The sequence below is a fragment of the Myxococcus sp. MxC21-1 genome (genome assembly GCF_032612255.1).
GTDB lineage: Bacteria > Myxococcota > Myxococcia > Myxococcales > Myxococcaceae > Myxococcus > Myxococcus virescens.
Genome location: NZ_CP123278.1, coordinates 63,802 through 85,342, shown reverse-complemented (window position 1 = coordinate 85,342; position 21,541 = coordinate 63,802). Strand labels below are relative to the sequence as shown.

Below are 21,541 nucleotides of genomic sequence, written 5' to 3'. Positions count from 1 at the left end.
GTGTCTGGGGGCTCAGTCGCACGCGTGCGTGTGCGCGTGCTCCGTGGCCTTCGGGCTCCAGCCTTCGTTCCCGTCCTTCTCGAAGAAGAACTTCGCGCGCGGGCGCTGGCGCGTCCCCACCTCGTTGAGCGTGGCCGCGTCGTACAGGCGCCCGTTCACCATGGTGTAGCGCACCGAGCGGCTGTGCTTGAGGTCCTGCAAGGGATTGCCATCCAGCACGATGAGGTCCGCCAGCTTGCCCTCTTCCAGCGAGCCAATCTCCCCGTCCAGGCCCAGATAGCGCGCCCCGCTCAGCGTCGCCGAGCGCAGCGCCTGGAGCGGCTTCATGCCGCCATGGCCGAACATCCAGAGCTCCCAGTGCGCCGCCAGGCCTTCACGCTGGCCGTGCGCGCCCAACTGCACGCTCACGCCCGCGTCACTCAGCTCGCGCGCCACGGTGGCGGCAGAGAAGTGGTTGAACTCGTCGTCCGGCACATGCATGGACGGCCGGCGGCTGCGCGAATCCACCACCCGGCGCGGGACGAAGGACAACAGGCGCTCGTCCTCCCACACGTTCGTCTTCTGGTACCAGTAGTTCTCACCCCAGACGCCGCCGTAGGCCACGCCCAGCGTCGGCGTGTAGCCGGTGCCGCTCTTGCCCCACAGCTGCTTCACGTCCGCGTAGATGCGCGCCACCGGAATCGCGTGCTCCACGCCCGTGTGCCCGTCCACCACCATCGTCAGGTTGTGCTGGAGCAGCGAGCCGCCCTCCGGCACCACCAGCATGTCCAGCTCGCGCGCCGCCTGGAGCACCTTCTGCCGCTGGTCTCTGCGCGGCTGGTTGTAGCTCTTCACGCTGAAGGCCCCCATCGCCTTCATCCGCCGCAGGTGCGAGCGCGCGTCATCCACCGTCTCAATGGGCGCGCGGTAGCCCGCGCCGGACGCGCCGTAGAGGATGGTGCCCGTGGAGAAGATGCGCGGCGCCACCACGCCGCCCGCCCGGGCCAGCTCACTGGCCGCGAAGACCTCTTCCGATGTGTTCGACGGGTCGTGCAGCGTCGTCACGCCGAAGGCCAGGGACGACGCATGCACCCAGCTCTGCTCGGGCATCAGCCCGTCCATGCCCATGGCACCATGCCAGTGCACGTCGATGAGGCCGGGCATCAACGTCTTGCCCTTCACGTCCACCACCTTGGCCCCGGACGGCACCTGCACCTTGCCCACCGGGCCCACGGCGACGATGCGGTTGTTCCGCACCACCACCACGCCCTGCTCGATGACCTCGTCACCCTTCATGGTGATGACGCGGCCCCCCACCAGGGCCAGCGTGCCCTCCGGCGCGTCCGCCTTCACCGGGAAGGAGAGGTCCACGCCCTTCTCCGGCGCCTCCGGCAGCTTCTCCGGCGCGCCGTCGATGAAGGCGAAGCTCTCCTTCAGCGCGCGCGTGAAGAGCTCCGGCCCCAGCGCCCAGTGCAGGCGCTGGCTGTCGCCGGACCAGTGCAGGTACTCGCCCGCGTCCCGGCTCACCTTCGCCAGCGGCAGCGCCTTCGCGCCGGGCCCCACCGTGGCCGACTTCGCTCCCAGCGCGAAGGGGACGACGAAGGCGTTGAAGTTCTCCCGGAACGCCACCCACCGCTCGTCCGGGGAGACGCGCAGCTCGGTGGCCTCCGCGCTGGTCAGGTGCGTGCGCTCCTCGCTCCCGCTCAACCCGATGCTCTTCAGGGAGCGGACGTCCTCCTTCTCCTTGTGCTCCACGTGCAGGAAGTACACGCGGTCCGAGCGCGCGCCGAAGTGCGGCTGCTCACCGTCACGCGCCAGGCGCTTCGGCGTGCCGCCGCCCGCGGGCATGGCGAACAGGCCCGTGTTCCGGCTCCACAGCCCGGGCATCAGGTAGCCGTCCCCGGACGCGCGATACACCAGCGTCTTGCCGTCCGGGCTGAGCGCGGGCTCCACGTAGTAGCCCGGCTGCTGCGTCAGCACCTTGCCCTCGCCGCCTGTGGCGGGCACCACGCGGATGGTGCCCAGCTTCTCGTCGTCCCACGTCGTGTAGACGATGGAGCGCCCGTCCCGGGAGAACGACGGATAGAACTCCAGGTGGTCGTCTTGCTTCGTCAGGCGCCGAGGCGTGCCCGCCGGCAGCTGCTTCACGTACAGCTTGCCCAGCGCCTGGTACACCACGCGGTCCCCCTTGGGGGACACCTGCACCCAGCGCAGCATCTTCGTGGAGAAGCGCTCGGGGGCCACCGCCTGCGGGCTGCGCACGGCCTCGAAAATCGTGCGCGTCCCCCGCACGCGGAAGGCAATGGGCGTCACCTTCTTCGTGGCCACGTCGATGCGGTGCAGCTTGCCGCCCGCCCAGAAGACAATCGCCTTGTTGTCCGGCGTCCACGCCATTCCCGGATACACGCCGTGGATGGCCCACGTCTCCTGCATGTCCCGGTCGAGCCCGTCGTACAGCGGGCGCTCCGCGCCGGACGCCACGTCGGTGACGTAGAGCACGCTCTTGGCGCGCACCCGGCGGACGAAGGCCAGCTGCTTGCCGTCACGTGACGGCGTGGGGCGGATGGCGCCACCGGGGCCCGTGATGAAGGGCTCGATTTCCTTCGTCTCCAAATCCAACCGCTGGATGGCGTAGATCTGGCCGTTGGGGTCCTTGTTGTATTCGAAGCTCTTCCCCGGAGAGACATCCTGGCTGAAGTAGACGTGGCGCCCGTCGGGTGAGAAGGCGGGCTCGCCCAAATCCTTCTGGTCGTTGGTGCGCTCGGTGAGCTGCACGCCCTCGCCGCCGGCGCGGTGGTACATCCACACCTCGCCCGCGCCCAGCGAACGCCGCGCGGTGAAGTGCTTGCGCGCCACGATGAACTGCCCGTCCGGGCTCCACGCGGGGCTGTTGAGCAGGCGGAACTTCTCCTCCGTCACCGCCCGCGCATTCGAGCCGTCCCGGTCCACCACCCAGATGTTGTCTCCGCCGCCCCGGTCACTGGTGAAGACGATGCGCTTGCCGTCCGGGCTGAAGCGCGGCTGCATGTCCCACGCGACGCCGGACGTCAGCGCCTTCGCTTCGCCGCCGCCCATGGGCAACACGTAGATGTCCCCCAGCAGGTCGAAGACGATTTCGTCTCCGCGCGGGCTGACGTCCACGTTCATCCACGTGCCCTCGGTGACGTCGATGTTCACCTGACGGGCGGGGAAGCCCGGCGCGTCCACCTTCCAGGTGTCTCCCCCTTCCTTCTCCGCCTTCTGCGCGGCCTCACCGGACGGCGGACGCGGGGCGTCTACCTCCGCGGCGCGGGCCGCGTCGCGCGCGGCGTCCTTCGTGTCGGGTGCCGGCCGCGGCGGGTCCTGCCGGACCGCGGGAGGCTTCGCCGGAGCTGCTGCGCGGCCATGGGCGCGGCGGGCATCAGCAGGACGGCGAGGAGGGAGGAGGTCAGTCGTTTCACCAGAAGTCCTCTTGAGGAAGAAACCGTGTGTCGGGTGGCGGAGACTATCCGGCCCCCAGGGGCTGTTGGATGCCGGCCGAGAACAGGCGAACAGGCGAGCCTCTTCCGGGCCGTGTAGGCTCACGCCCGCCGAGCAGCACTGATTCCGGGGGGAGTCTCCATGCAGACGCGTCAGAAGCTCGCCGTGCTCGTCATCCACGGCATTGAAGTGGATGACCCGGGTCTCTATGACACCGCCGTGCGCCTGCTGCGCCAGCACTTCGCGCAGCACGCGGGGGCCGGGCCGGACACACTCGCCGTCGAAACGGTGAACTGGGCCTCCGTGCTGGAAGGCGCGGAGAAGGACCTGCTCGCCCGCTACGCCCCGGCCGACGCGGACACGTACTGGAAATCCCTCTATGACAGCGTGCGCACGGTGAACCAGGGTCACGAGTCCGCGCTCGTGCCGATGATGCTCCGCTTGATGCGGCCGTCCCTGCGCGGAATGGACCTGCGCTACCCCGGCCTGCGGTGGATGCTGGTGCACTTCGTGGGCGACATCATCGCCTACCAGACGAACCCCGCCGACCCGGACGTCTACACGGGCATCCACCGCAAGGTCGCCGAGGCCCTGGGCCGTCTGCGCCAGCGGGCCGGTGACACCGCTCCGCTCTGCGTCATCGCGCACAGCCTGGGCAGCGTCATCGCCAGCAACTACTTCTACGACTTGCAGGCTCAGCGACTGGCCGGGCGGGACATCATCGAGGAGACGGTGCGCGCGGCCCAGGGCAGCTCGCCCCTGGAGCGCGGCGAGACGCTCAGCCACTTCTACACGCTGGGCAGTCCCATGGCCCTGTGGAGCCTGCGCTATCCCCACGCGGAGCTCGACCAGCCCGTGCAGGTCCCCGCGCCGGAGCTGGCACGCCACCATCCGGGGCTTCGCGGACGGTGGCTCAACTTCCACGACGAGGACGACGTGTTCGCCTGGCCGCTCCAGCCCCTCAGCGCCGCCTATCACGCCGCGGTGGAGGACCGCGCCGTGCGCGTGGCGGGCCCGCTCTTCTCGTGGACACCCCTGGTCCACCCCTTCTACTGGTCGGATGACGCGGTGATGCGGGACATCGGCACATCGCTTGCCGGCGCGTGGCGGCAGCTCTCCAACGCCACGGCCGTGGCCTCCTAGCGTGGCGTTGCGGGCCCCCGTCAAAACACAGTGCGCCATGCGGCCCTGAATCTGGTATCGCGCCCCTCATGTCGGACGACTTCACGCTTCCTGAAGACAAGGCCGAGCGGATGGAGCGCTGCGCGATCTTCTACACCGACGTCGTGCCCCACAATCACGCGCTGGGGCTGAGGCTGGTGGACATCCGCGCCGCCGAGGCCACCGTCGAGCTGCCCTACGCGGAGAACCTTGTCGGAAATCCGGAAACCGGCGTCATCGCCGGCGGCGCGGTGACGACGCTCATCGACGCCACCTGCGGCACCGCCGTTTTCCTCAAGCTGGGCCGCTTCGCCCCGCTCGTCACGTTGGACCTTCGCATCGACTACCTGCGCCCCGCGCGGCCCGGCATCGTTCTCACCTGCGTGGCCGAGTGCTACCGGCTCACCCGCCAGGTGGCCTTCGTCCGCGCGTTCGTCCACCAGGGCGACCCGGGCCACCCCGTGGCTTCCGCCCAGGGCACCTTCATGCGGACAGAGGAATGACGACCATGTCCGAGTCCACGAAGCCTCCCCTCGCCGAGCTGGTTCGCCAGGTGCGCAAGACGCGCGAGTACAAGCGCCTCACCGACGCCATCCCCTACACGCGTTTCATGGGCATCGGCGTGGAGAACCTCGCCGGCGAGATGCTCTGCCGCATGGCCTTCAACCCGAGGAACATCGGCAACAGCCTGATTCCCGCCCTGCACGGCGGCACGCTCGGCGCGCTGCTGGAATCCGCCGCCGTCTTCGAGCTGCTGCTGCAGACGAACACCGAGCGCGTGCCGAAGGTCATCTCGCTCACGGTGGACTTCCTTCGCTCCGGCAAGCCGCAGGACACCTTCGCCAAGGCGTTCGTCACCCGCCAGGGCCGGCGCGTGGCCAACGTCCGGGTGGATGCGTGGCAGGACGACCGCACGCGGCCCATCGCCAGCGCGCACGCGTTGTTCCTGCTGTCGGAGCCGTAGGCCTTCCGGGCGTGGCGCCGCTGACGGCGGGATGCCCTCGACACCCCGGAGGCACTGAGACAGGAGCCCTCGCCCCGCTGCCCGCCCCCTTGCTCCGCGCCATCCTCCGCCTCCACCTTCGGTTTGATGTCTCGCTCGGGACATGGGAGGCAGGCGATGAAGCGATGGATGGGTGGGGTGGTGGCGGGCGCGCTCGCACTGGGCGGCGGCGCCCTGGCGCAGCAGAACGGCACGGACGACACGGAGAGCATGGTACGCATGGGCCGTCCGGAGGCCATCGACCAGGGGCAGGCCCCGGAGCCGTTCGAGGAAGGCACGGGGGGCGCCGGTTCCCAGGGCACTCCGCCTGATGCGCGCGGCGTGGCGCTGCTGCGGCAAGGCCAGCTGCCCATCCCCACCGACGAGAAGGCGTTCCTCGACGAGCTCCACCAGGCCAACCAGCATGAGGTGGAGCTGGGCCAGCTCGCTCAACGGCAGGGCAGCGCCCAAGGCGTGAAGGACTACGGCGCACGGCTTGTGAAGGACCACGGGCAAGCAGACCAACGCCTCATGGCCTACGCCTGGAAGCAGAACCTGACGCTGGCCGAGCCCCAGGCGGACACCGACTTCGCCAGGACGATGGAGCGCGCGGAAGAAGCGTCGATGGCGAAGCTCCAATCCCTCCAGGGCCCCGCGTTCGACCGCGCCTTCCTGGCCGCCATGGTGGGCGACCATGACGCGGACATCGCCAAGGTGATGGCGGGGCAGCAGCAGTTCTCCGGCAACGCCGGGCTGCAAGCGCTGCTCGGGGACACGCTGCCCACGCTGCGCGAACACCGGCAGCAGGCGTACCGGCTGCTGGGACAGGAAACTCCCCGCCAGGCACGCAGGGCTCCCGGCGGCCGCTGACGTCAGCGCGCGGTGATGTCCAGGACTCGGGACTTCATCTCTCCGGCGTGGCTCCACGTAATCAGGTCCGTGCTGCCCGCCTCCTTCCCCCTCAGACGCACCACGCCCTGACGCGGCACGGTGACTTCGACGAGGCTCGGTTCGCCCACCGCGATGCGCTGGAGTCCAGGAACGACCAGTTCGTGCACGTCGCCGACGCGCAGGACAACCGGCGATGCGGCCATGCGCCCGGGCCTCTCGGCTCGCGGCGTGGCGGCATCGGACTGGAACAGAAAAGACGGCTTCCACAGGAGCACGCCCAGGACCACCAGGGAACCCGCTCCCGCCAGGGCCAGGATGCTCCGGCGGCCCCATGCAGGCGAAGGCTGGGAGAGCACCGCCATCAGCGCCTCCATGCTGGGGAAGCGGTCCTCGGGCGCGTTCGCGAGGCCCCGCGCCAGCGCGGTGCGGAGATGCCTCGGCACGCTCGACGTTCGCGGCGCGGCGGAGGCAGCAAGGTGGCCAGGGCGCTCACCGTGAAGCGCTTCGTGGAGCGCGACGCAAAAGCTGTACTGGTCGCCGCGGGCGTCCACGGCCCTTCCCGCGCGCTGCTCGGGAGACATGTACGCCGGCGTTCCCGCGGCCTGCCCCCACTCCGTGAGCATGGGGGCCTTCGATGAACCCTCGCTCACATCGGCCGGCGCCTCGGGAGACGCCCCTGTGCCGCGCCTCGCGAGCCCGAAGTCCGTGACGCGTACCCGGCCATCGCGCCCCACCAGCACGTTGGACGGCTTGAAGTCGCGGTGCACCATGCCCGCGCGATGGGCGGCGGCCAGCCCCGCTCCCGCTGCCAGGAAGACATCCAACACGTCTCGCCATGGACGCTCGCGTTCCCGAAGCCAGTCCGCGAGCGTCGTGCCGTCCACCCACTCCATCGCCAGGAAGTCGTGCCCCTCCGCCGTCCCCAGCTCGAAGAGCGGCAGCACGTTGGGATGTGAGAGCCGCGCCATGGCCTGGGCCTCACGAAGCAGCCGCTCACGACCCTGGTCCTGCGCGCCCGCGAGCAGCGGCCTCAACAGCTTGAGCGCCACCCGCCGCCCCAGCCGCAGGTCATCCGCCGCGTACACCACGCCCATCCCTCCCATGCCCAACACGCCCTGCAGCAGATAGCCCCCCAGCCGCGTCCCTGGCGGCAGGACCGGCTCCTCCCGCGCGTCCGGTAACGTCGCCGCGCCCGTGTCCCACCGCGTGGGCGCCTCCGCCTCACGCTCAACGGCGACCGCGCCCGGCAGGGAGGAACTGGCCGCCACCGCCGCCACCAACGCCCGGCAGTCCGCGCAACCGTCGAGGTGTGCTTCCACCACCACCACCTTCCCCACGGGAGCCGAGCCACTGACGAAGGCCGCGAGCAGGTTCTCATCCGGACATGCGGACATCGGAGGACGGTGCAACGGGTTCATGGCGCGCCTCGAATCATCGCAGCCCGGGTCCGCGCCGAACAGCCCACCCGAGACTTCCCACCCTCGAAGGCAGCTCCGCTGGCGCGCCGACCTGACCTCCCACCTCGTGTCAGCCCCTCCCTGTAGACAGGTCGTCGTGGAGGGAACGTTCCTTCCACGCGACGGCCGCGAAGGCAGGGGGACGGGCGGATGTACACGTTGGCGGAGATGCGCGCTTTCAGGCTGCGTGACGCGGCGGAGTTGCTGGCACAGCGGGGGTTCGACAACGTCCGGGCCGCGGAACTGGCCCGGGCCACGCGGCTCTCGGTGGGCTCGCTGTATCGTTACTACGGCAGCAAGCAGGGCATCGCGAGGGCGATACGGACCCTCACCGAACGCGAGCTGTCCTACACGGGTTTCGTCGCCTACCAGATGGCGGATGGCGACCCGCTGCGGCAGGGCTTTCGCGACGTCTTCATCGCCTTCTGGCGCGAGTTCGCGACCTGGGCGCTGTTGCAGCCCCACCTCGTGGGCTTCACCTTCCTTCACAACCATCCGGACACGGACCCACCGGGCGAGCATGACGGACGGACGCGCGCACAGGTGCTGGAGGTCCTCGAGCATGGCGAGCGCGAGAAGGTGTTTCCCAATGGCCGCACCTGGCTCCATGAGTGCATGGTGTGGGGCATGCTGTCGGAGCTCGTGCGCCGGGCGGGCCGGGGCGAGGTGGTGAGTGAAGAAGACGTCGAGACTGCCGCGGAGGTCCTCTGGAAGGCGCTCTCTTCAGATGAGCCCTCCAAGCCTCGAGGGGGTGGCCATCCACCTTCGGGAGGTGACCCCGCGCATCCAGCGCTCACGGCGGACACGTCAGCTCGGACAAGCGGGGCGATGGTCCCCACCGCATCCGCTGAACCCCCTCCCGCTGCGACGCGCCTTCGCGCGGCGGCAGGTGACACACCGCTCTCGCATGCACCTGGCCCCCGGCCGGTCCAGACGGCGCGAAGCCCTGGTCCAGCGGCGCCCACGCCCCTCATCCCTGCGCGGAGGAGCGCGGCTTCCATTCATGCCACATGGCGGCACCATGGCCACCGATGCCCTGCATCAATCGGTGACGACGATGCGGTAGCTGCTGCGCTTGTTCTCGGGCCCCGCCCACACGAGCAGCGCTGTCTCACCGGCCTGCTGACCGATGATGCGCAGCACCCCTTTGCCGAGCGCCTTGATGTCCGCAATCTCCGGTTCGTCAATCGCGATGCGGACCATCCCCGGAATTTGAAGGTCGCGATGGCTGCCCTTCTTCACGACCACCGTTTCCTCGGTGGTGGCCGAGGCTCCAGAAGACGGGGCCGGCTTCGACTCCTCCGCCAGCGCAGGCGCTCCCACCAACGCCAGCGCAACCAGGGCAAGGCCTATTCTGTGATGCATGGTGTGTGTCCTCCAAGAGGGGGTTGTTCCACCTTCACCCGGATGACACCGGCCAGGTCGGAGCGTTGCACGCGTCTGCGAAAAAAGTCCGCGGCCCCTCAGGAAGCCCCAGACGTGCTCAGCAGGGACGGCAGGCTCAGGTCCAGCTCTCCCTGTACCACCCGCATCAGGCTGTGCAGTTCGCCGGAGGTGAGCCGAAGCCGCTCCGCCAGCCGCTGACGTGTGCCCTCCAGCGCCGCCTCCCGGCCCCGGGCCACCCAGCGCGATACGGTGGACTTGTGCGTCTGGTACATGGTGCCGATGCGCTCCAGGCTCAGCCCCTCCACCACGTGCAAGCGCAGCACGGTGCGCTCCCGCGTGGGCAGGGCATTCAGAGCCTCGGAGAGCGCCGTCTGGAAATGCTCGCGGTGGTTCTTGCGCAGGTAGTCCAACTCGACGTCCGCCATGCCCGCATGGGTTGGCAGCGGGAGCGCCTCCGCCTCCTCTTCGGCGTGGGCCCTCCGGCGCTCCGAGCGCTGGAGGTTGAGGGCGGTACGCACCGCTGCCGCCCGCAACCAGGCCGCGAGCGGACCACTGCCCTGGTATTCCGCCATGCGTCCGGGTCGGTCACCTTCTGGGACGAGCAGCCGCTCGCGCAGGTGTTGAACCACCTCGGAGGGGTCCACACCCGTGTCCCGCATCCGAGCCAAGGACGCCGCCGCCTTGGGAAGAACGTGGCGCTCCAGCGCGACATGCGCCGCGGCGTTCCCCCGCACACAGGCGCACGCCAGATAGAGGTCCGCGGCATGCACGGTGGCCAGCATCCGTGAGGGGTCCTCGTCGCGTGGCAGGCACGAAGCAAGGTGGCGTAGGAAGTCTTCCTCCGCCAGCGTCACGCTTGGCCAGGCCTGCCGCGCCGCGGCGCAGAGCGCGACCAGCGTGTCCTCCAGTCCGGGCAGGGCCTCGTAGCCCTCACGTGCCCCGGGGCCGAGTTGCTGGAGGAAGACGAGCGAGCGGCTCTGCTGCGTTCGCATGCGCACCTCGGCACCGCGCGTGCCTGGAGCGGCACGGCTCACCCGCCTTGTTACCCCGTTCCCTCCCTCCGTTTCCACCCGGCCATGACGACAACTCGGCGAGCAACTGCGCCAGGAAGTCGCCAAGGGCCTTGACCTTGGGCGGCGTGGGGCGCGCGGGCTGCTACACCCGCCACAAGGCTCCCCGCTCCACCCTGTGCTCGCACACGCAGGACCGGACGCGGCGCTCGCGCGGACGCTGAGCCACGCCCGCCTGGGCATCCTGCCCGGACAGGGCTACGTGGCCCACGTCACCGCGCCTGAATTGCTGGCGCGCGAGGTCTCCGCGTTCCTCCGCGAATCGCCCGCGCGCCTCGGGCCTACATGGACACGGACTTGCTCGGGTCGAGCTGCTTCTTCTCGGGCTCGCGCGTCCGGGCCTGCGTGTCCGCCTTCTTCGAGGCGTCCCGGCTCTTGCGCGGGGCCTTGACCTCCGCCTTCACCGGCGCCTCGCAGTGGTCACCCTTCCGATTCGGGTGGCAGTGCCGGATGCCATAGACATGGTGACACCCACAGGGGTCCACCCGCTTCTTCGCGCACGCGGAGGGATTGAACACCGGGGCTGCCACCTCCACCGGCGTCTGTGCCTGCTCCTTCTCCACGGGTCCCACCTGCAACGCCACCGCCAGGAAAATCCCACCAAGGAAACCCATCGCCCACCCCCTACCTGGATGCTGCGGAATGGATGGGAATGGAATCCGGACGTGACAAGTCCCGGGGCGATCGGAACCTCGCCGTCCGCTCTCGGGCTGACTTTCGCCCGGCCGGGCACGTCCCGGCCGCGGCCTCGTGCGGCTCCGAATTCGCTCGCCTTCCCGCCTGTGCCCCCAGCATCCTCTGCTCCTGTTTTCGGGTTTCGGCTCCTGGCGTCAGCTTCCCTGGACGCTCCCGTCGCTGCCGCGTGTTCATCCCGTCTGGGGGATAAGAGTCATGAGTTGGAAGCAGCGGCTGGAGAAGGTCTCAGAGGGCCATTACGTCCTGGCGAAGACCAAGAGCATGAAGGTCGATGCGGACCTGTTCCTGTCCGACAAGTTGCTGTGGGGGGAGGGCCCCGAGCAACCTGGACTGGAGGACTCTGTCTTTGACCAGGTGGTGAATGCGGCATCCTTCCCCGGGGTCACCCGCGTCGCTGTCACCCCCGACTGTCACCTGGGCTACGGCGTCCCCATTGGCACAGTGGTGGAGACGGACGGCATCCTCCTGCCCACCGCCGCCGGCTACGACATCGGCTGCGGCATGGTGCAGTTGCAGACGACGCTCACCGCCGAGGACGTCGCCGACGCCACGAAGCGCCGCCGCTGGATTGAAGAGGTGACGAAGCGCATCGCCGTGGGCGTGGGCGCCAGCCGCGTGCAGAAGCAGCGCAGGGTGACGGACCGCACCTTCTCGGACGTGGTGCGCCACGGCGCCAAGGCCCTGGGCCGGGGTTCGTCCGTCACCGAGCGCGACTACATCCCCGTCGAGGACGACCGGGTGGACATCCCCGAGCGCGCCTTCGGCAAGCGTGAGCAACTGGGCAGCCTGGGCGGCGGCAACCACTTCACCGAGATGCAGGTGGACCAGGACGGCCGCGTGTGGGTGATGCTGCACACCGGCAGCCGCGGCTTCGGGTGGAACATCGCCAAGCACTTCTTCGTGGAGGGCGCCGCGCGGCTGGGCCTCAAGAGCCGCAGCGAGGACCATGTCTGGCTGGACGCGGAGAGCCCGCTGGGCCGCGACTACTGGAACCTCCACAACATGGCGGCCAACTTCGCGGTGGCCAACCGGCTCATCATCGGTGAGGCGGTGTGCGCGGCGCTGGAGGACGTCTTCGGCGGCACGGCCAGCGTGTATTACGAAATCTCCCACAACCTCATCCAGAAGGAGGCGGGGAAGTTCGTCGCCCGAAAGGGCGCCACGCGCGCGTTCCCCGGAGGACACCCCGCGCTGAAGGGCACGCCCTGGGAGAAGACGGGCCACCCCATCCTCATCCCGGGCTCCATGGAGACGGGCAGCGCCATCCTCTTCGCCGAGCCGGGCGCACAGAAGTCCATCTATTCGGTGAATCACGGCTCCGGCCGCCGCATGTCGCGTGGCGAGGCGCGGCGCGTGCTGAAGCAGGACGTCACCGACCAGCGCATGGCCGAGGCGGGCATCCTCCTCAACACCCGCCAGACGCCGCTGGACGAGTCAGGCCCCTGCTACAAGAACCTGGACGACGTTTTGGAGACGGTGGAGATGGCGGGGCTGGCCCGGGTGGCCTACCGGCTCAAGCCGGTGGCCTGCATCAAGGGCGCGGACTGAGGCGGCCCGGGCGGCGCATGGCCGCCTGCCTGCCACCAATCCCTGGGAGGCGGGCGGCCCCGGGGCATTTCCGGCTCGGCGCATGGGGCTCGTGGGGCCGTCCGGGGAACGCTACAGTGGGCGCCCCTGGAGTCCTTCGCCATGAGCTCGCCGTCCCCTGCTGCCCGCATGCCCCCAGCTGCTTCCCGTGAAGCGGAGCTGGCTCGCGCCGAGAGCGAGCTGTCCACGCTGGAGGGCCGGCTCCATGAACAACTCGCCCAGGCCACTGCGGAGGCGTCCGCGCTGGCCACCCGGCTGGAGCAGACGCGGCAGGCGCTGACGCGGGCCCACCAGGCCCCTGGTGCCGACCCCATGTTGGGGGAACAGTCCTCCCGGTTGCAGTTGGCCGTGGCGCCCGCGCTGGACGTGGAGGCGCCGCGCATCCGGGCCCTGGAGGCCCGTCAAGCGGCGCTCCAGGCTCGGCGGCAAGCAGGTTCGGAGATGCAGTCCCTGCTGCGAGCCCACCAGGAGCAGGCGGCGCAGGTGGCCCGCGCGGTGACCGAGGCGGAAGCGGTGCTCAAGCGTCAGGCCGAGGCGGCCAGGGCCCGCCAGGAAGCCGCGTCGCGGGCACAACACGAAGCCGCCAAGGCCCGCCAGGCCGAGCTGGCGCGGGCGGCCGCCGCGGCGAGGGCCCAGGGGCACGCGCCGCTCCCAGCAGCCGCGGCCCGGCCCGCCACCCCGCCTGAGAACGACGCGCGGCGCAACGGACGGGTGCGGATGCACACGTCCATCGACATGCGCAGCGACTCCAACTTCTTCACGGGTTTCTCACTGGACCTCAGCGAGGGTGGCGTCTTCATCGCCACCGTGGACGCGGTGCCACGCGGCACGCAGGTGGAGCTGGACTTCACCCTGCCAGGCGGCCGGCCCATGAAGGTGACGGGCGTGGTGCGCTGGGTGCGCGAGGCCAATTCCCGCACGCCGGAGCTGATGCCAGGCGTGGGTGTGCAATTCACCGGGCTGCCAGCGGAAGTGGCCAGCGCCATCTCCGCGTTCGTCACCACGCGCGACCCGATGTTCTTCCCGGACTGAGCTCGAGACAGACGCCTTCGTGACACGCGGGCGCGATGTTTCACGTCATCCGTCGGGTAGTCGACCTCGCGGCCACTCCCGCGCGCTGACAGGCGGGATTATCCTCCGCAGAAGACAGACACTCCGACGACGAACTCATGGCGCAAGCCAATGCAGCGGCGCCGCGGAAGGAGATGACACCCGCATGAGCGCGCCTCATCGCAGCCCCACGGTCCTCGCCGGACGTCGTCCGCGCTGGGACTCCCGCCGCCACGCCGACACTGCCCGTGCCTTGGAAGGCACGGGCACCCCGCCCGCGCGCGACGCCCTGGAGACGCCGGCCCCCGAGGTGGACAAGGTCAACCTCGCGCAGAAGCTGGCCCTCTTCTCCGAGCACGGGTCCCCGAAGGTGGTGGGCGAGCTGAACGGCCAACACGTCCGGCTGGCCCGGCTCCACGGCCCCTTCGTCTGGCACCAGCACGACGCCGAGGACGAGCTGTTCCTCGTGCTCCACGGCCAGCTGCGCATGGAGCTGCGCGAGCGCACGGTGGACGTGGGCCCAGGCGAGTTCATCATCATTCCTCGCGGCGTGGAGCACCGGCCCGTGGCGGAGGAGGAGGTCCACGTCCTGCTCTTCGAGCCCGCCACCACGCTCAACACCGGCAACGTCCGCGAGGAGCGGACGGCCGAGCACCTGCTGCAGCTCTGAAGCGGACATCCAGGCACCCCCGCCGGGCGGGCGAGCCTCCTGCCATCCCGCTTGCGCGGATTCCTCCGCGGCGTCGCGCGGCGCACCTTTAGCTCCGGACCCGGGCCGCCCGAGCGGCTCCCTGCCGAGGAGCGGAAGCGATGCGCATCCACCACCTGAACTGCACCACCATGTGCCCACCGGGCGGCCGGCTGGTGGACGGGCGAAAGGGCTTCACGGGGCCCGCGGCGCTGACGTGTCACTGCCTCCTGGTGGAGGGCCGGCAGGGGCTCATCCTGGTGGACACCGGCTTCGGCCTGGAGGACGTGAAGCACCGGCGCCCCCGGCTGTCGCCCCTGTTCCTCGACCTGCTGACGCGGCCCCAGCTCAACGAGGGCTCCACGGCCATCCGACAGATTGAGCGCATGGGCTTCCAGGCCAGGGACGTGCGCGACATCGTCCTCACCCACCTGGACTTCGACCATGCCGGCGGCCTGGACGACTTCCCGCACGCCCGGGTCCACCTGCTGTCGGACGAGTACCAGGGCGCCGTGGCCCAGGCGACGCCGTTGGACCGGCGCCGCTACCGGCCGCTGCAGTGGATGCACGAGACGCAGTGGGTGACGTACCCCTCCGGTGGAGGCGGTGAGCGCTGGTTCGGCTTCGAGTGCGTGCGGGATTTGGCAGGCCTGCCGCCGGAAATCCTGCTGGTGCCGCTGCCGGGCCACACCCTGGGCCACGCGGGCGTGGCCATCCAGAATGGCGGCGGCTGGCTGCTGCACGCCGGAGACGCGTACTTCTACCACGGGGAGATGGCCCCGGACCGGTACCGGTGCACGCCAGGGCTGCGCGCCTACCAGAAGCTGATGCAGAAGGACGGCTACCTGCGCTGGCACAACATGCGCCGGCTGCGCGAGTTGGTGCAGCGGCACGGACGGGACGTCACCGTGTTCTGCGCGCATGACTCGCTGGAGTTCGAGCTGCTGGAGGAGCAGGAGAAGGCGCCGGAGCGGTCGCCCCTGCGGACCTTCGTGGACACCCGGCCGCCGCTGCACGCGTGACGGGCGGGCTCACGAGTGCAGGGGAATATCGGGTGGCTCGCGCAGCTCCGAGCCCAGCAGCATCAGCGGCAACTCCACGATGAAGGTGGCGCCCTCGCTGGGGGCGCTCTCCACGCGGATGGTGCCGCCGTGCGCCTCCACCAGCTGCCGGACGATGTAGAGCCCCAGCCCGAAGCCCGCATGCTGGCCGCCGGAGGGCTCTCTTTCGAAGCGCTCGAAGATGCGCCGCTGCGCCTCCGGGGCAATGCCCACGCCGCGGTCTCTCACGCACAGCCGCGCCCGCGCCACGCCCGCGTGCTCCACCCGGACCTCCACCGGCCGTCCCCTGCCGAACTTCAGCGCGTTGGACAAGAGGTTCGTCACCACCCGGTCCAACCGCAGCCGGTCCCACCGGCCCACCAGCCCCAATTCCGCGCCGAACTCCAGCTTGCAGCCCGCCTCCGCAGCCTGTTCGGCGAAGCGCTCCACCACCTCGTGCGCCAGGTCCGACAGGTCCACCGGCGCCACGTCCAGCATCAGCTTCCCCGATGACAGCCGCGACAGGTCCAGCAGGTTGTGCAGCAGCTGCCCCAACCGCTGCGTCTGCTTCAGCGCCGCCGCCAGCCCGTCGCGCGCCTTCTGCTCCTCCGCGAGCTCCATCCGCTGAAGCCTTCGCAGCAGCAACTGCAGCGTGTTCAACGGATTGCCCAAGTCGTGCGCCGCCACGCCGATGAGCTCCACCGCGTCCTGCGCCTCGCTCCAGAGCCGGGCGTTGTCCAGCGCGAGCGCGGCGCGTCCCGCCACCTCCTCCACGAAGACCTGGTCCGTCACCGTCAGCCGGCGCTCCGGCGCGGACGTCAGCAGCACGAACACGCCGCGCGTCTGCCGCCCCACCCGCAGCGGCACGCCGAGGTAGGAGCGCACGCCCACCTTCTCCATCAACGAGAGGTGCTCGGGGCCCACCAGCCCCCGGGCCAGGGTCTCCGGAGACACGTCGCTCTTGAGCTCGGAGCGCCCGGTGCGCATCACCTGCCAGATGCCCCACGGAGACTCTGGCGGCGGCGGAAAGCGCCGCGCCGCGTCCCACAGCCACGCCTCCTTCTCCGGCATCGCGTGCGCCACCGCGCGAGGCCAGAGGTCGCCACTGGCCGTCAGCAGGTAGAGCAGGCAGGCGTCCGCCACCTCCGGCACCATGATGCGCGTCAGCTCGGCCACCGTCTGGTCGGGGTCCTGGAACTGGTGGAAGAGGCCCCCGCCTCCGCCAGCAGTTGCTGCGTGCGCTCGGCCCGGCGCCGCTCGGTGATGTCGCGCGTCACCTTGGCGAAGCCGCGCGGCTGCCCGCGCGCGTCCTGGAGCACGGTGACGTTGACGTCCGCCAGATAGCGCGATCCGTCCTTCCGCACTCGCCACCCCTCCGTGTGCAGCCGCCCATCCCTCCGGGCCCGCACCAGGTCCTTGTCCGGAATCCCCGCCGCCACCGCATCCGGCGGGTAGAAGACGCTGGAGGGCTGGCCCAGGATTTCCGCCTCGCGGTAGCCCATGATGCGCTCCGCGCCCGGGTTCCAGCTCTCCACCCGGCCCCGCGCATCCAGCAGGAACAAGGCGTAGTCGCGCACCCCCTCCACGAGGAGCTGGAAGCGCTCGGCGCTGGCCTCGGCCTCCTGCTGGATGGGCCGCAGCTTGCGCGTCAGCGTCCACGCCAGCATCGTGGCGCCCGCGAGGCCCAGGCTCCCCGCGAGCAGCGACAGCCCGAGCGCGCTGCGGTCCGTGGCCAGGCTCTCATGGATGCCCTCGGACAGCCGGGCCTCCGTCTGATGGTGGAGCATCCGGAGGCTGTCCATGGCACGGCGGCGCGTGTCCGCCACGTGGCCGTCGAAAATCTGCTCCAGCCGCTGGCGGGGCACGCCGTCCTCGCGCTCCATGATGAGCGCCTGCATGGCCTCCTCGTGCTCCAGCTCCGCGTGGGAGACGGCCTCCAGTTGCGTGGCCAGGGGCTCCTGGGTGAGCCGGCGCTTCAGGGCTTCGTAGGTGGCGATGAAGCGCTCGCGCGCGACGGACATGTCCTGGGCGAAGAAGGTATCTCCCGATAAAGCGAAGCCCCGGCCACTGACGACCTTGTCGTTGAAGGCCCGCTCCAGTTGTTTGATGTCCAGCACGTCCCGGGACAGCTCCAGGATGCGCGCCTTGTGATTGGCCCGCACGGAGAGCAGCGCCACCACGGACGTTCCCGCCAGCACGAGCGCCACCACCAACGAGATGATGAAGCCGGCGCCCGCGCGCTGCGCGAACGTCCACGGACGTGCCACCTCCCCTCCTCCCCAGACGGTCCACCGCCCATGCCCTCGGGCAGGGTGAAGCGCTCCGCATCCTGAATCCAGGGGGCTCGCCGGGTGACGCGAACGTTGGAAACCAGGCGCCCGGGCAGACGGCGCCCGTGCCCGCGCGTCGCGGTGTGTGCACCGTCCAACCCCGCCTTACACCCTGGCTGGGCACGCGCGCAGCCCGGACCCACGTTGGGCGCGGGTGGTGGCCTGGGCGGGACGGGAGCGCATGCGCGGAGCGGGGCGGCGGGGAGCGTGGTTCTGGACGTGTGGGCTGGTGCTGTGGGTGGCGTGCAGCCAGACACAACCGTACGAAGACGCGGACAGCCGCCGGCCGGTGTCCTCCTGCGAGCCCATGACGTGCGCCTCCCAGGGCATGGACTGCGGCATCGCCATTGACGGCTGCGGCGGCACGCTCGACTGCGGCGCCTGTGGCCCCGGTGAGGTGTGCGGAGGCGGTGGCCGGCACAACGTGTGCGGACCGGCGCCCTGCGAGCCCACCACCTGTGAGGCCCTGGGGAAGGACTGCGGACCAGTCTCGGATGGCTGTGAAGACGTGCTCGACTGCGGCACCTGCACGGCGCCCGAGTCCTGCGGCGGCGGAGGCACACCCAACGCATGCGGCGAGCCCACCTGCACGCCGGACACCTGTGAGTCGCTGGCGCGCGACTGCGGCGCCGTACCGGACGGCTGTGGCGGCATGCTCGACTGTGGCGTCTGCGCGGACGGACTGACGTGCGGGGGCGGCGGCGCGCCCAACGTGTGTGGTCGCGGCATCTGCAAGCGGGCCACCTGCGACGCGCTGGGGAAGGACTGCGGGCCGGTGTCCGACGGCTGCGGCGGCATGCTCGACTGTGGGGCCTGCGCGGGCGGACTGACGTGTGGCGGCGGCGGCGTGCCCAATGTCTGCGGCAACTCGCCGTGTACGCCGGGGACGTGTGAGACGCTGGGGAAGAACTGCGGGCCGGTGGCGGACGGGTGCGGCGGCATGCTCGACTGCGGCGTCTGCGCGGACGGCCAGACGTGCGGCGGCGCCGAGCCCAACGTGTGCGGCGGCGGCGTGTGCACCCCGCTCACCTGCGAGTCCCAGGGAAAGAACTGCGGCACCGTGCCCGATGGCTGCGGCGGACTCCTGCACTGTGGCCTCTGCCCGGCGGGCGAGACATGCGGCGGAGGCGGCGTGGACCACGTCTGTGGCCGTCCCCTCTGCACACCGGCCACCTGCGAGTCGCTGGGCAAGGACTGCGGCACCGTGCCGGACGGGTGCGGCGGCGCGCTCCAGTGCGGGGCATGCGCGAATGGAGAGACGTGTGGAGGTGGCGGCACGCCCAACGTGTGCGCGGCGCCTTCCTGCCACCCCTACACCTGCGGCCTGCTGGGCAAGGATTGCGGCACCGTGCCGGACGGGTGTGGCGGGTTCCTGGCGTGTGGCACCTGCACGGCGCCCGAGTCCTGCGGAGCGACGGGTGTTCCCAACGTCTGCGCGGCGAGCGCCTCCGTGTGCGTGGACCGGAACCTGGGCAGCGTGTTGCCGGTGATGGTGAAGGGCTCCACCGCGCACGCGGGGATGACCATCAGTCCTCATGCGGCGGGAGCGGCGCGCCGGACCGGGGCTTCCTGTGGACGGCGCCCAAGAGCGCGCTCTTCACCTTCGACACGGCGAAGTCGGCCACCCGCTCGCTCGTCTCCGTGCGCAGCGGCGGCTGCGGGGGCGCGGAGCTGGCGTGCGCGAAGGACGGCATCAGCTACGGCGGCGGCGCGCGTGTCTCGGTGCCGCTGGTGCAGGGACAGACGGTGCTGGTGGTGGTGGACTCGGCGAGCCTGGACCGGTTCAGCGCGGGGTACTTCGAGCTGCACATCGATGAGCTGCGGGCCAGCGAGGCGGGCTCCTGCTTCGACGGCATGGACAATGATGGGGACCGCTGGGTGGACTGCGCGGACACGGACTGCCACGACGCGCCGGGCTGCGGCGGCCGTGGCTGCGCGCACCATGACTTGGGCAGCGCGCTGCCGGTGACGTTCCATGGCGAGACGGCGGGTTCCGGTGACGGCTTCCAGGGCACCTGCGGCGCGCTGCTCCAGCAGGACCGCGCGCACCTGTGGACTGCGCCACGGGCGGGCACCTACGTCTTCGACACGGCACCGAGCGAGTGGGGCAACGCGCTCTACGTGCTCACGGGTTGCCGGGGCACGGAGCTGGGTTGCGCCTCCAACTCGAACGGGGGTCCCCAAGGCTCGTCCGCCGTGAAGGTGACACTGGCGCAGGGCCAGACGGTGCTGGTGGTGGTGGACGGCATGGCGAATCCCGACCAGGACACGCCCATCCGGTACACGCTCCACATCAGCGAGGACGGGGCCACGGAGACGGGCCGGTGCGCGGATGGCGCGAACAACGATGCGGATTCCAACTGCCGGTAACGAAAGGCAACCCTTGTGGCGGAGTGCCTCGATGGAGCACGCCCGCGCTCATGCGTTGGATTCCCAGCGTGTCAGCGATGCGCCTGCCGGAGCGCCTTCACCACGACGTCACGGACGCCAACGGCGCGCGCGTAGGTGTCTCCCTCTTCCTCATCCGTGGAATACAAGTCGTAGGCGGGTGCCGTGAACGCCACCGTGCCGCGCTTCGTCCCCCTGGCACCACCACAGGCCCACTCGACCGTGGTCACGTAACGGGTCGGCGCATGACCTGAGGCCGACTCGGACTCACGACGAAGCATCGCGCTCATCAAATCCCGAAGGATGCGCTCACCTTCGGCCCGGGACAGCTTCCTCGGACTGAGTTTGACCGGGTCTTCCCAGTCGTCCCCTCGGCCAGAGACCTCCGCGCCGCTTTGCGTCACCTTCAGGTAGAAGGTGCTTTGGGTGAACACCCAACAACCCGTGAGGACATGGTCGACCTTCACCGTCACGGGCAGGTCCTCACTGAGGCAGCGCAAGGCCTCCTCGCTGGGCGCCTCGTACCCGATGACGTCGTCAGACGCCGCTGCGGACGAAAGCCCCGCTACCGCCAGGAGAACCGCGAGCCCCCGAGAGAAACGCCGCATGGTGCGACCTCCGTTGCATGGAACGGAGGGAGCCTGGCACCCGCGGCCCGCGGGCAGCCACGCATGGTTCCATCATCGTTTCGGCATGAAAGGCCCTGCTCAGCCTTCCTGCGCGGGCACGGGCGCCGCGTCCGCGGGCTCCCCGCCCGGCGCCGCGAACGTCCCCGTGGCGGGGTCCACGTTCCAGGCGGAGTACTGGTGCGTCTTCACGTCCCGCAGCTTCCCGTCCTCGTAGCAGACCGAATAGATGAGGAACTGCGGGTTGACGAAGTTGGGCTGCCCGTAGCGGTAGCACTCCGCCCCGCTGGTGTCCCGCTCCAGGGTGATGGGCCGTCCGAGCACGGCGCGCACCTGCTCCGTCGTCATCCCCCCCCGCATGGACTTGAAGCCTTGGGGCGTGACGATGCGGAACGTCTTCTCCTCGCCCTTGGCGAGGGTCCAGAAGCCCACGCCCAGCACCACCGGTATCAGGGCCATCAGCAGGGCGCCCACCCACCGTCCCCGAGGCACCTTCCTGTCCTTCTGGAAGGCCGTGAAGAGGCCGCTGGCCGCGTCCGCCTGGGGGTTCGTCTCCGTCGCGCTCACGTCGCCTGACATGCAGTCCTCATATCGCGGATGCAACAAAGTCCACGCCTCCCGCCCTTTCTCCCTGCCCGCCCACCTGGGAGGGCTTACATCGCCTGACGGCTCCCTCTCCCAGGTCACACGCGAGTTTACAATGAGCAGGGGGTCGGCCTGCTACATCCCCTCCAAGGGAGTCAACGAGGAG

The 21,541-nt window shown here is 70.2% G+C and carries 20 protein-coding genes and 1 pseudogene; 10 read left to right on the top strand and 11 right to left on the bottom strand.

What is annotated here, in order from left to right; translation table 11 throughout:
* Positions 1–12: 12 nt before the first annotated feature.
* Complete coding sequence (locus tag QEG98_RS00395) at positions 13–3,186, bottom strand: amidohydrolase family protein (protein ID WP_410477920.1); 3,174 nt, start codon at positions 3,184–3,186, stop codon at positions 13–15.
* Positions 3,187–3,579: 393 nt separating this feature from the next.
* Between QEG98_RS00395 and QEG98_RS00390 the strand changes: the two genes are divergently transcribed.
* From QEG98_RS00390 to QEG98_RS00375, 4 genes are all read left to right on the top strand, one after another.
* Positions 3,580–4,581: a hypothetical protein gene (locus QEG98_RS00390; protein WP_316565313.1), complete on the top strand. Its 1,002-nt coding sequence runs from the start codon at positions 3,580–3,582 to the stop codon at positions 4,579–4,581.
* Between the two features lie 68 nt (positions 4,582–4,649).
* Entirely contained in the window at positions 4,650–5,102 is a 453-nt protein-coding gene (locus QEG98_RS00385; RefSeq protein ID WP_141255415.1) for a PaaI family thioesterase, read from the top strand.
* The gene (locus tag QEG98_RS00380) at positions 5,099–5,563 is read left to right on the top strand and encodes a PaaI family thioesterase (RefSeq protein ID WP_090491085.1); all 465 of its coding nucleotides are present in this window, start codon (positions 5,099–5,101) and stop codon (positions 5,561–5,563) included. Before QEG98_RS00385 ends, QEG98_RS00380 begins: the two co-directional genes overlap by 4 nt.
* A gap of 156 nt (positions 5,564–5,719) precedes the next feature.
* Positions 5,720–6,451 (top strand): DUF4142 domain-containing protein, encoded by a 732-nt coding sequence (locus QEG98_RS00375; protein ID WP_316565312.1) that lies wholly within the window; start codon positions 5,720–5,722, stop codon positions 6,449–6,451.
* Between the two features lie 2 nt (positions 6,452–6,453).
* Here QEG98_RS00375 and QEG98_RS00370 read toward each other — a convergent pair whose 3' ends face one another.
* Positions 6,454–7,890, bottom strand: a complete 1,437-nt coding sequence (locus QEG98_RS00370; protein WP_316565311.1) for a protein kinase domain-containing protein — start codon at positions 7,888–7,890, stop codon at positions 6,454–6,456.
* A 189-nt stretch (positions 7,891–8,079) separates the two neighbouring features.
* On the opposite strand from QEG98_RS00370, the pseudogene QEG98_RS00365 reads away from it, so the two are divergent.
* Positions 8,080–8,190: pseudogene (locus QEG98_RS00365) on the top strand (hypothetical protein); the annotation flags it as partial.
* Positions 8,191–8,970: 780 nt separating this feature from the next.
* Here the strand turns inward: QEG98_RS00365 and QEG98_RS00360 are convergent.
* The 3 genes from QEG98_RS00360 to QEG98_RS00350 form a co-directional block, all read right to left on the bottom strand.
* Complete coding sequence (locus QEG98_RS00360; protein ID WP_090491088.1) at positions 8,971–9,294, bottom strand: pilus assembly protein N-terminal domain-containing protein; 324 nt, start codon at positions 9,292–9,294, stop codon at positions 8,971–8,973.
* A gap of 98 nt (positions 9,295–9,392) precedes the next feature.
* Complete coding sequence (locus QEG98_RS00355; protein ID WP_316565310.1) at positions 9,393–10,307, bottom strand: sigma-70 family RNA polymerase sigma factor; 915 nt, start codon at positions 10,305–10,307, stop codon at positions 9,393–9,395.
* Positions 10,308–10,666: 359 nt separating this feature from the next.
* On the bottom strand, positions 10,667–10,999 hold the full coding sequence (locus QEG98_RS00350) for a hypothetical protein (protein ID WP_316565309.1): 333 nt from the start codon (positions 10,997–10,999) through the stop codon (positions 10,667–10,669).
* A gap of 277 nt (positions 11,000–11,276) precedes the next feature.
* Between QEG98_RS00350 and QEG98_RS00345 the strand changes: the two genes are divergently transcribed.
* The 4 genes from QEG98_RS00345 (at position 11,277) to QEG98_RS00330 (ending at position 15,428) form a co-directional block, all read left to right on the top strand.
* Positions 11,277–12,629: an RtcB family protein gene (locus QEG98_RS00345; protein WP_316565308.1), complete on the top strand. Its 1,353-nt coding sequence runs from the start codon at positions 11,277–11,279 to the stop codon at positions 12,627–12,629.
* A gap of 141 nt (positions 12,630–12,770) precedes the next feature.
* Positions 12,771–13,700 (top strand): TIGR02266 family protein, encoded by a 930-nt coding sequence (locus tag QEG98_RS00340; RefSeq protein WP_143043153.1) that lies wholly within the window; start codon positions 12,771–12,773, stop codon positions 13,698–13,700.
* A gap of 184 nt (positions 13,701–13,884) precedes the next feature.
* The gene (locus tag QEG98_RS00335) at positions 13,885–14,388 is read left to right on the top strand and encodes a cupin domain-containing protein (protein ID WP_090491093.1); all 504 of its coding nucleotides are present in this window, start codon (positions 13,885–13,887) and stop codon (positions 14,386–14,388) included.
* Positions 14,389–14,528: 140 nt separating this feature from the next.
* A complete protein-coding gene (locus QEG98_RS00330; protein ID WP_316565307.1) occupies positions 14,529–15,428 on the top strand; it encodes an MBL fold metallo-hydrolase in 900 nt (299 codons plus the stop codon).
* Between the two features lie 9 nt (positions 15,429–15,437).
* Here the strand turns inward: QEG98_RS00330 and QEG98_RS41535 are convergent, their stop codons facing one another.
* The 4 genes from QEG98_RS41535 to QEG98_RS00315 form a co-directional block, all read right to left on the bottom strand.
* On the bottom strand, positions 15,438–16,622 hold the full coding sequence (locus QEG98_RS41535; protein WP_410477919.1) for an ATP-binding protein: 1,185 nt from the start codon (positions 16,620–16,622) through the stop codon (positions 15,438–15,440).
* Positions 16,610–17,713 carry a PAS domain-containing protein gene (locus QEG98_RS41530; RefSeq protein WP_410477918.1) on the bottom strand — a complete coding sequence of 368 codons (1,104 nt, stop codon included), beginning with the start codon at positions 17,711–17,713 and terminating at the stop codon, positions 16,610–16,612. The genes QEG98_RS41535 and QEG98_RS41530 overlap by 13 nt, the downstream gene beginning before the upstream one ends.
* Positions 17,714–17,881: 168 nt before the next feature.
* Positions 17,882–18,835, bottom strand: a complete 954-nt coding sequence (locus tag QEG98_RS00320; RefSeq protein ID WP_316565306.1) for a hypothetical protein — start codon at positions 18,833–18,835, stop codon at positions 17,882–17,884.
* Positions 18,836–19,087: 252 nt separating this feature from the next.
* Positions 19,088–19,303 carry a hypothetical protein gene (locus tag QEG98_RS00315; RefSeq protein WP_316565305.1) on the bottom strand — a complete coding sequence of 72 codons (216 nt, stop codon included), beginning with the start codon at positions 19,301–19,303 and terminating at the stop codon, positions 19,088–19,090.
* Positions 19,304–19,417: 114 nt separating this feature from the next.
* Between QEG98_RS00315 and QEG98_RS00310 the strand changes: the two genes are divergently transcribed.
* Positions 19,418–20,146, top strand: coding sequence for a hypothetical protein (locus QEG98_RS00310; protein ID WP_316565304.1), 729 nt, complete (start codon positions 19,418–19,420; stop codon positions 20,144–20,146).
* A gap of 71 nt (positions 20,147–20,217) precedes the next feature.
* On the opposite strand, the gene QEG98_RS00305 is transcribed toward QEG98_RS00310, so the two are convergent.
* Positions 20,218–20,772, bottom strand: a complete 555-nt coding sequence (locus QEG98_RS00305) for a hypothetical protein (RefSeq protein ID WP_316565303.1) — start codon at positions 20,770–20,772, stop codon at positions 20,218–20,220.
* A gap of 99 nt (positions 20,773–20,871) precedes the next feature.
* Positions 20,872–21,369 (bottom strand): hypothetical protein, encoded by a 498-nt coding sequence (locus tag QEG98_RS00300; RefSeq protein ID WP_171410499.1) that lies wholly within the window; start codon positions 21,367–21,369, stop codon positions 20,872–20,874.
* Positions 21,370–21,541 lie beyond the last annotated feature (172 nt).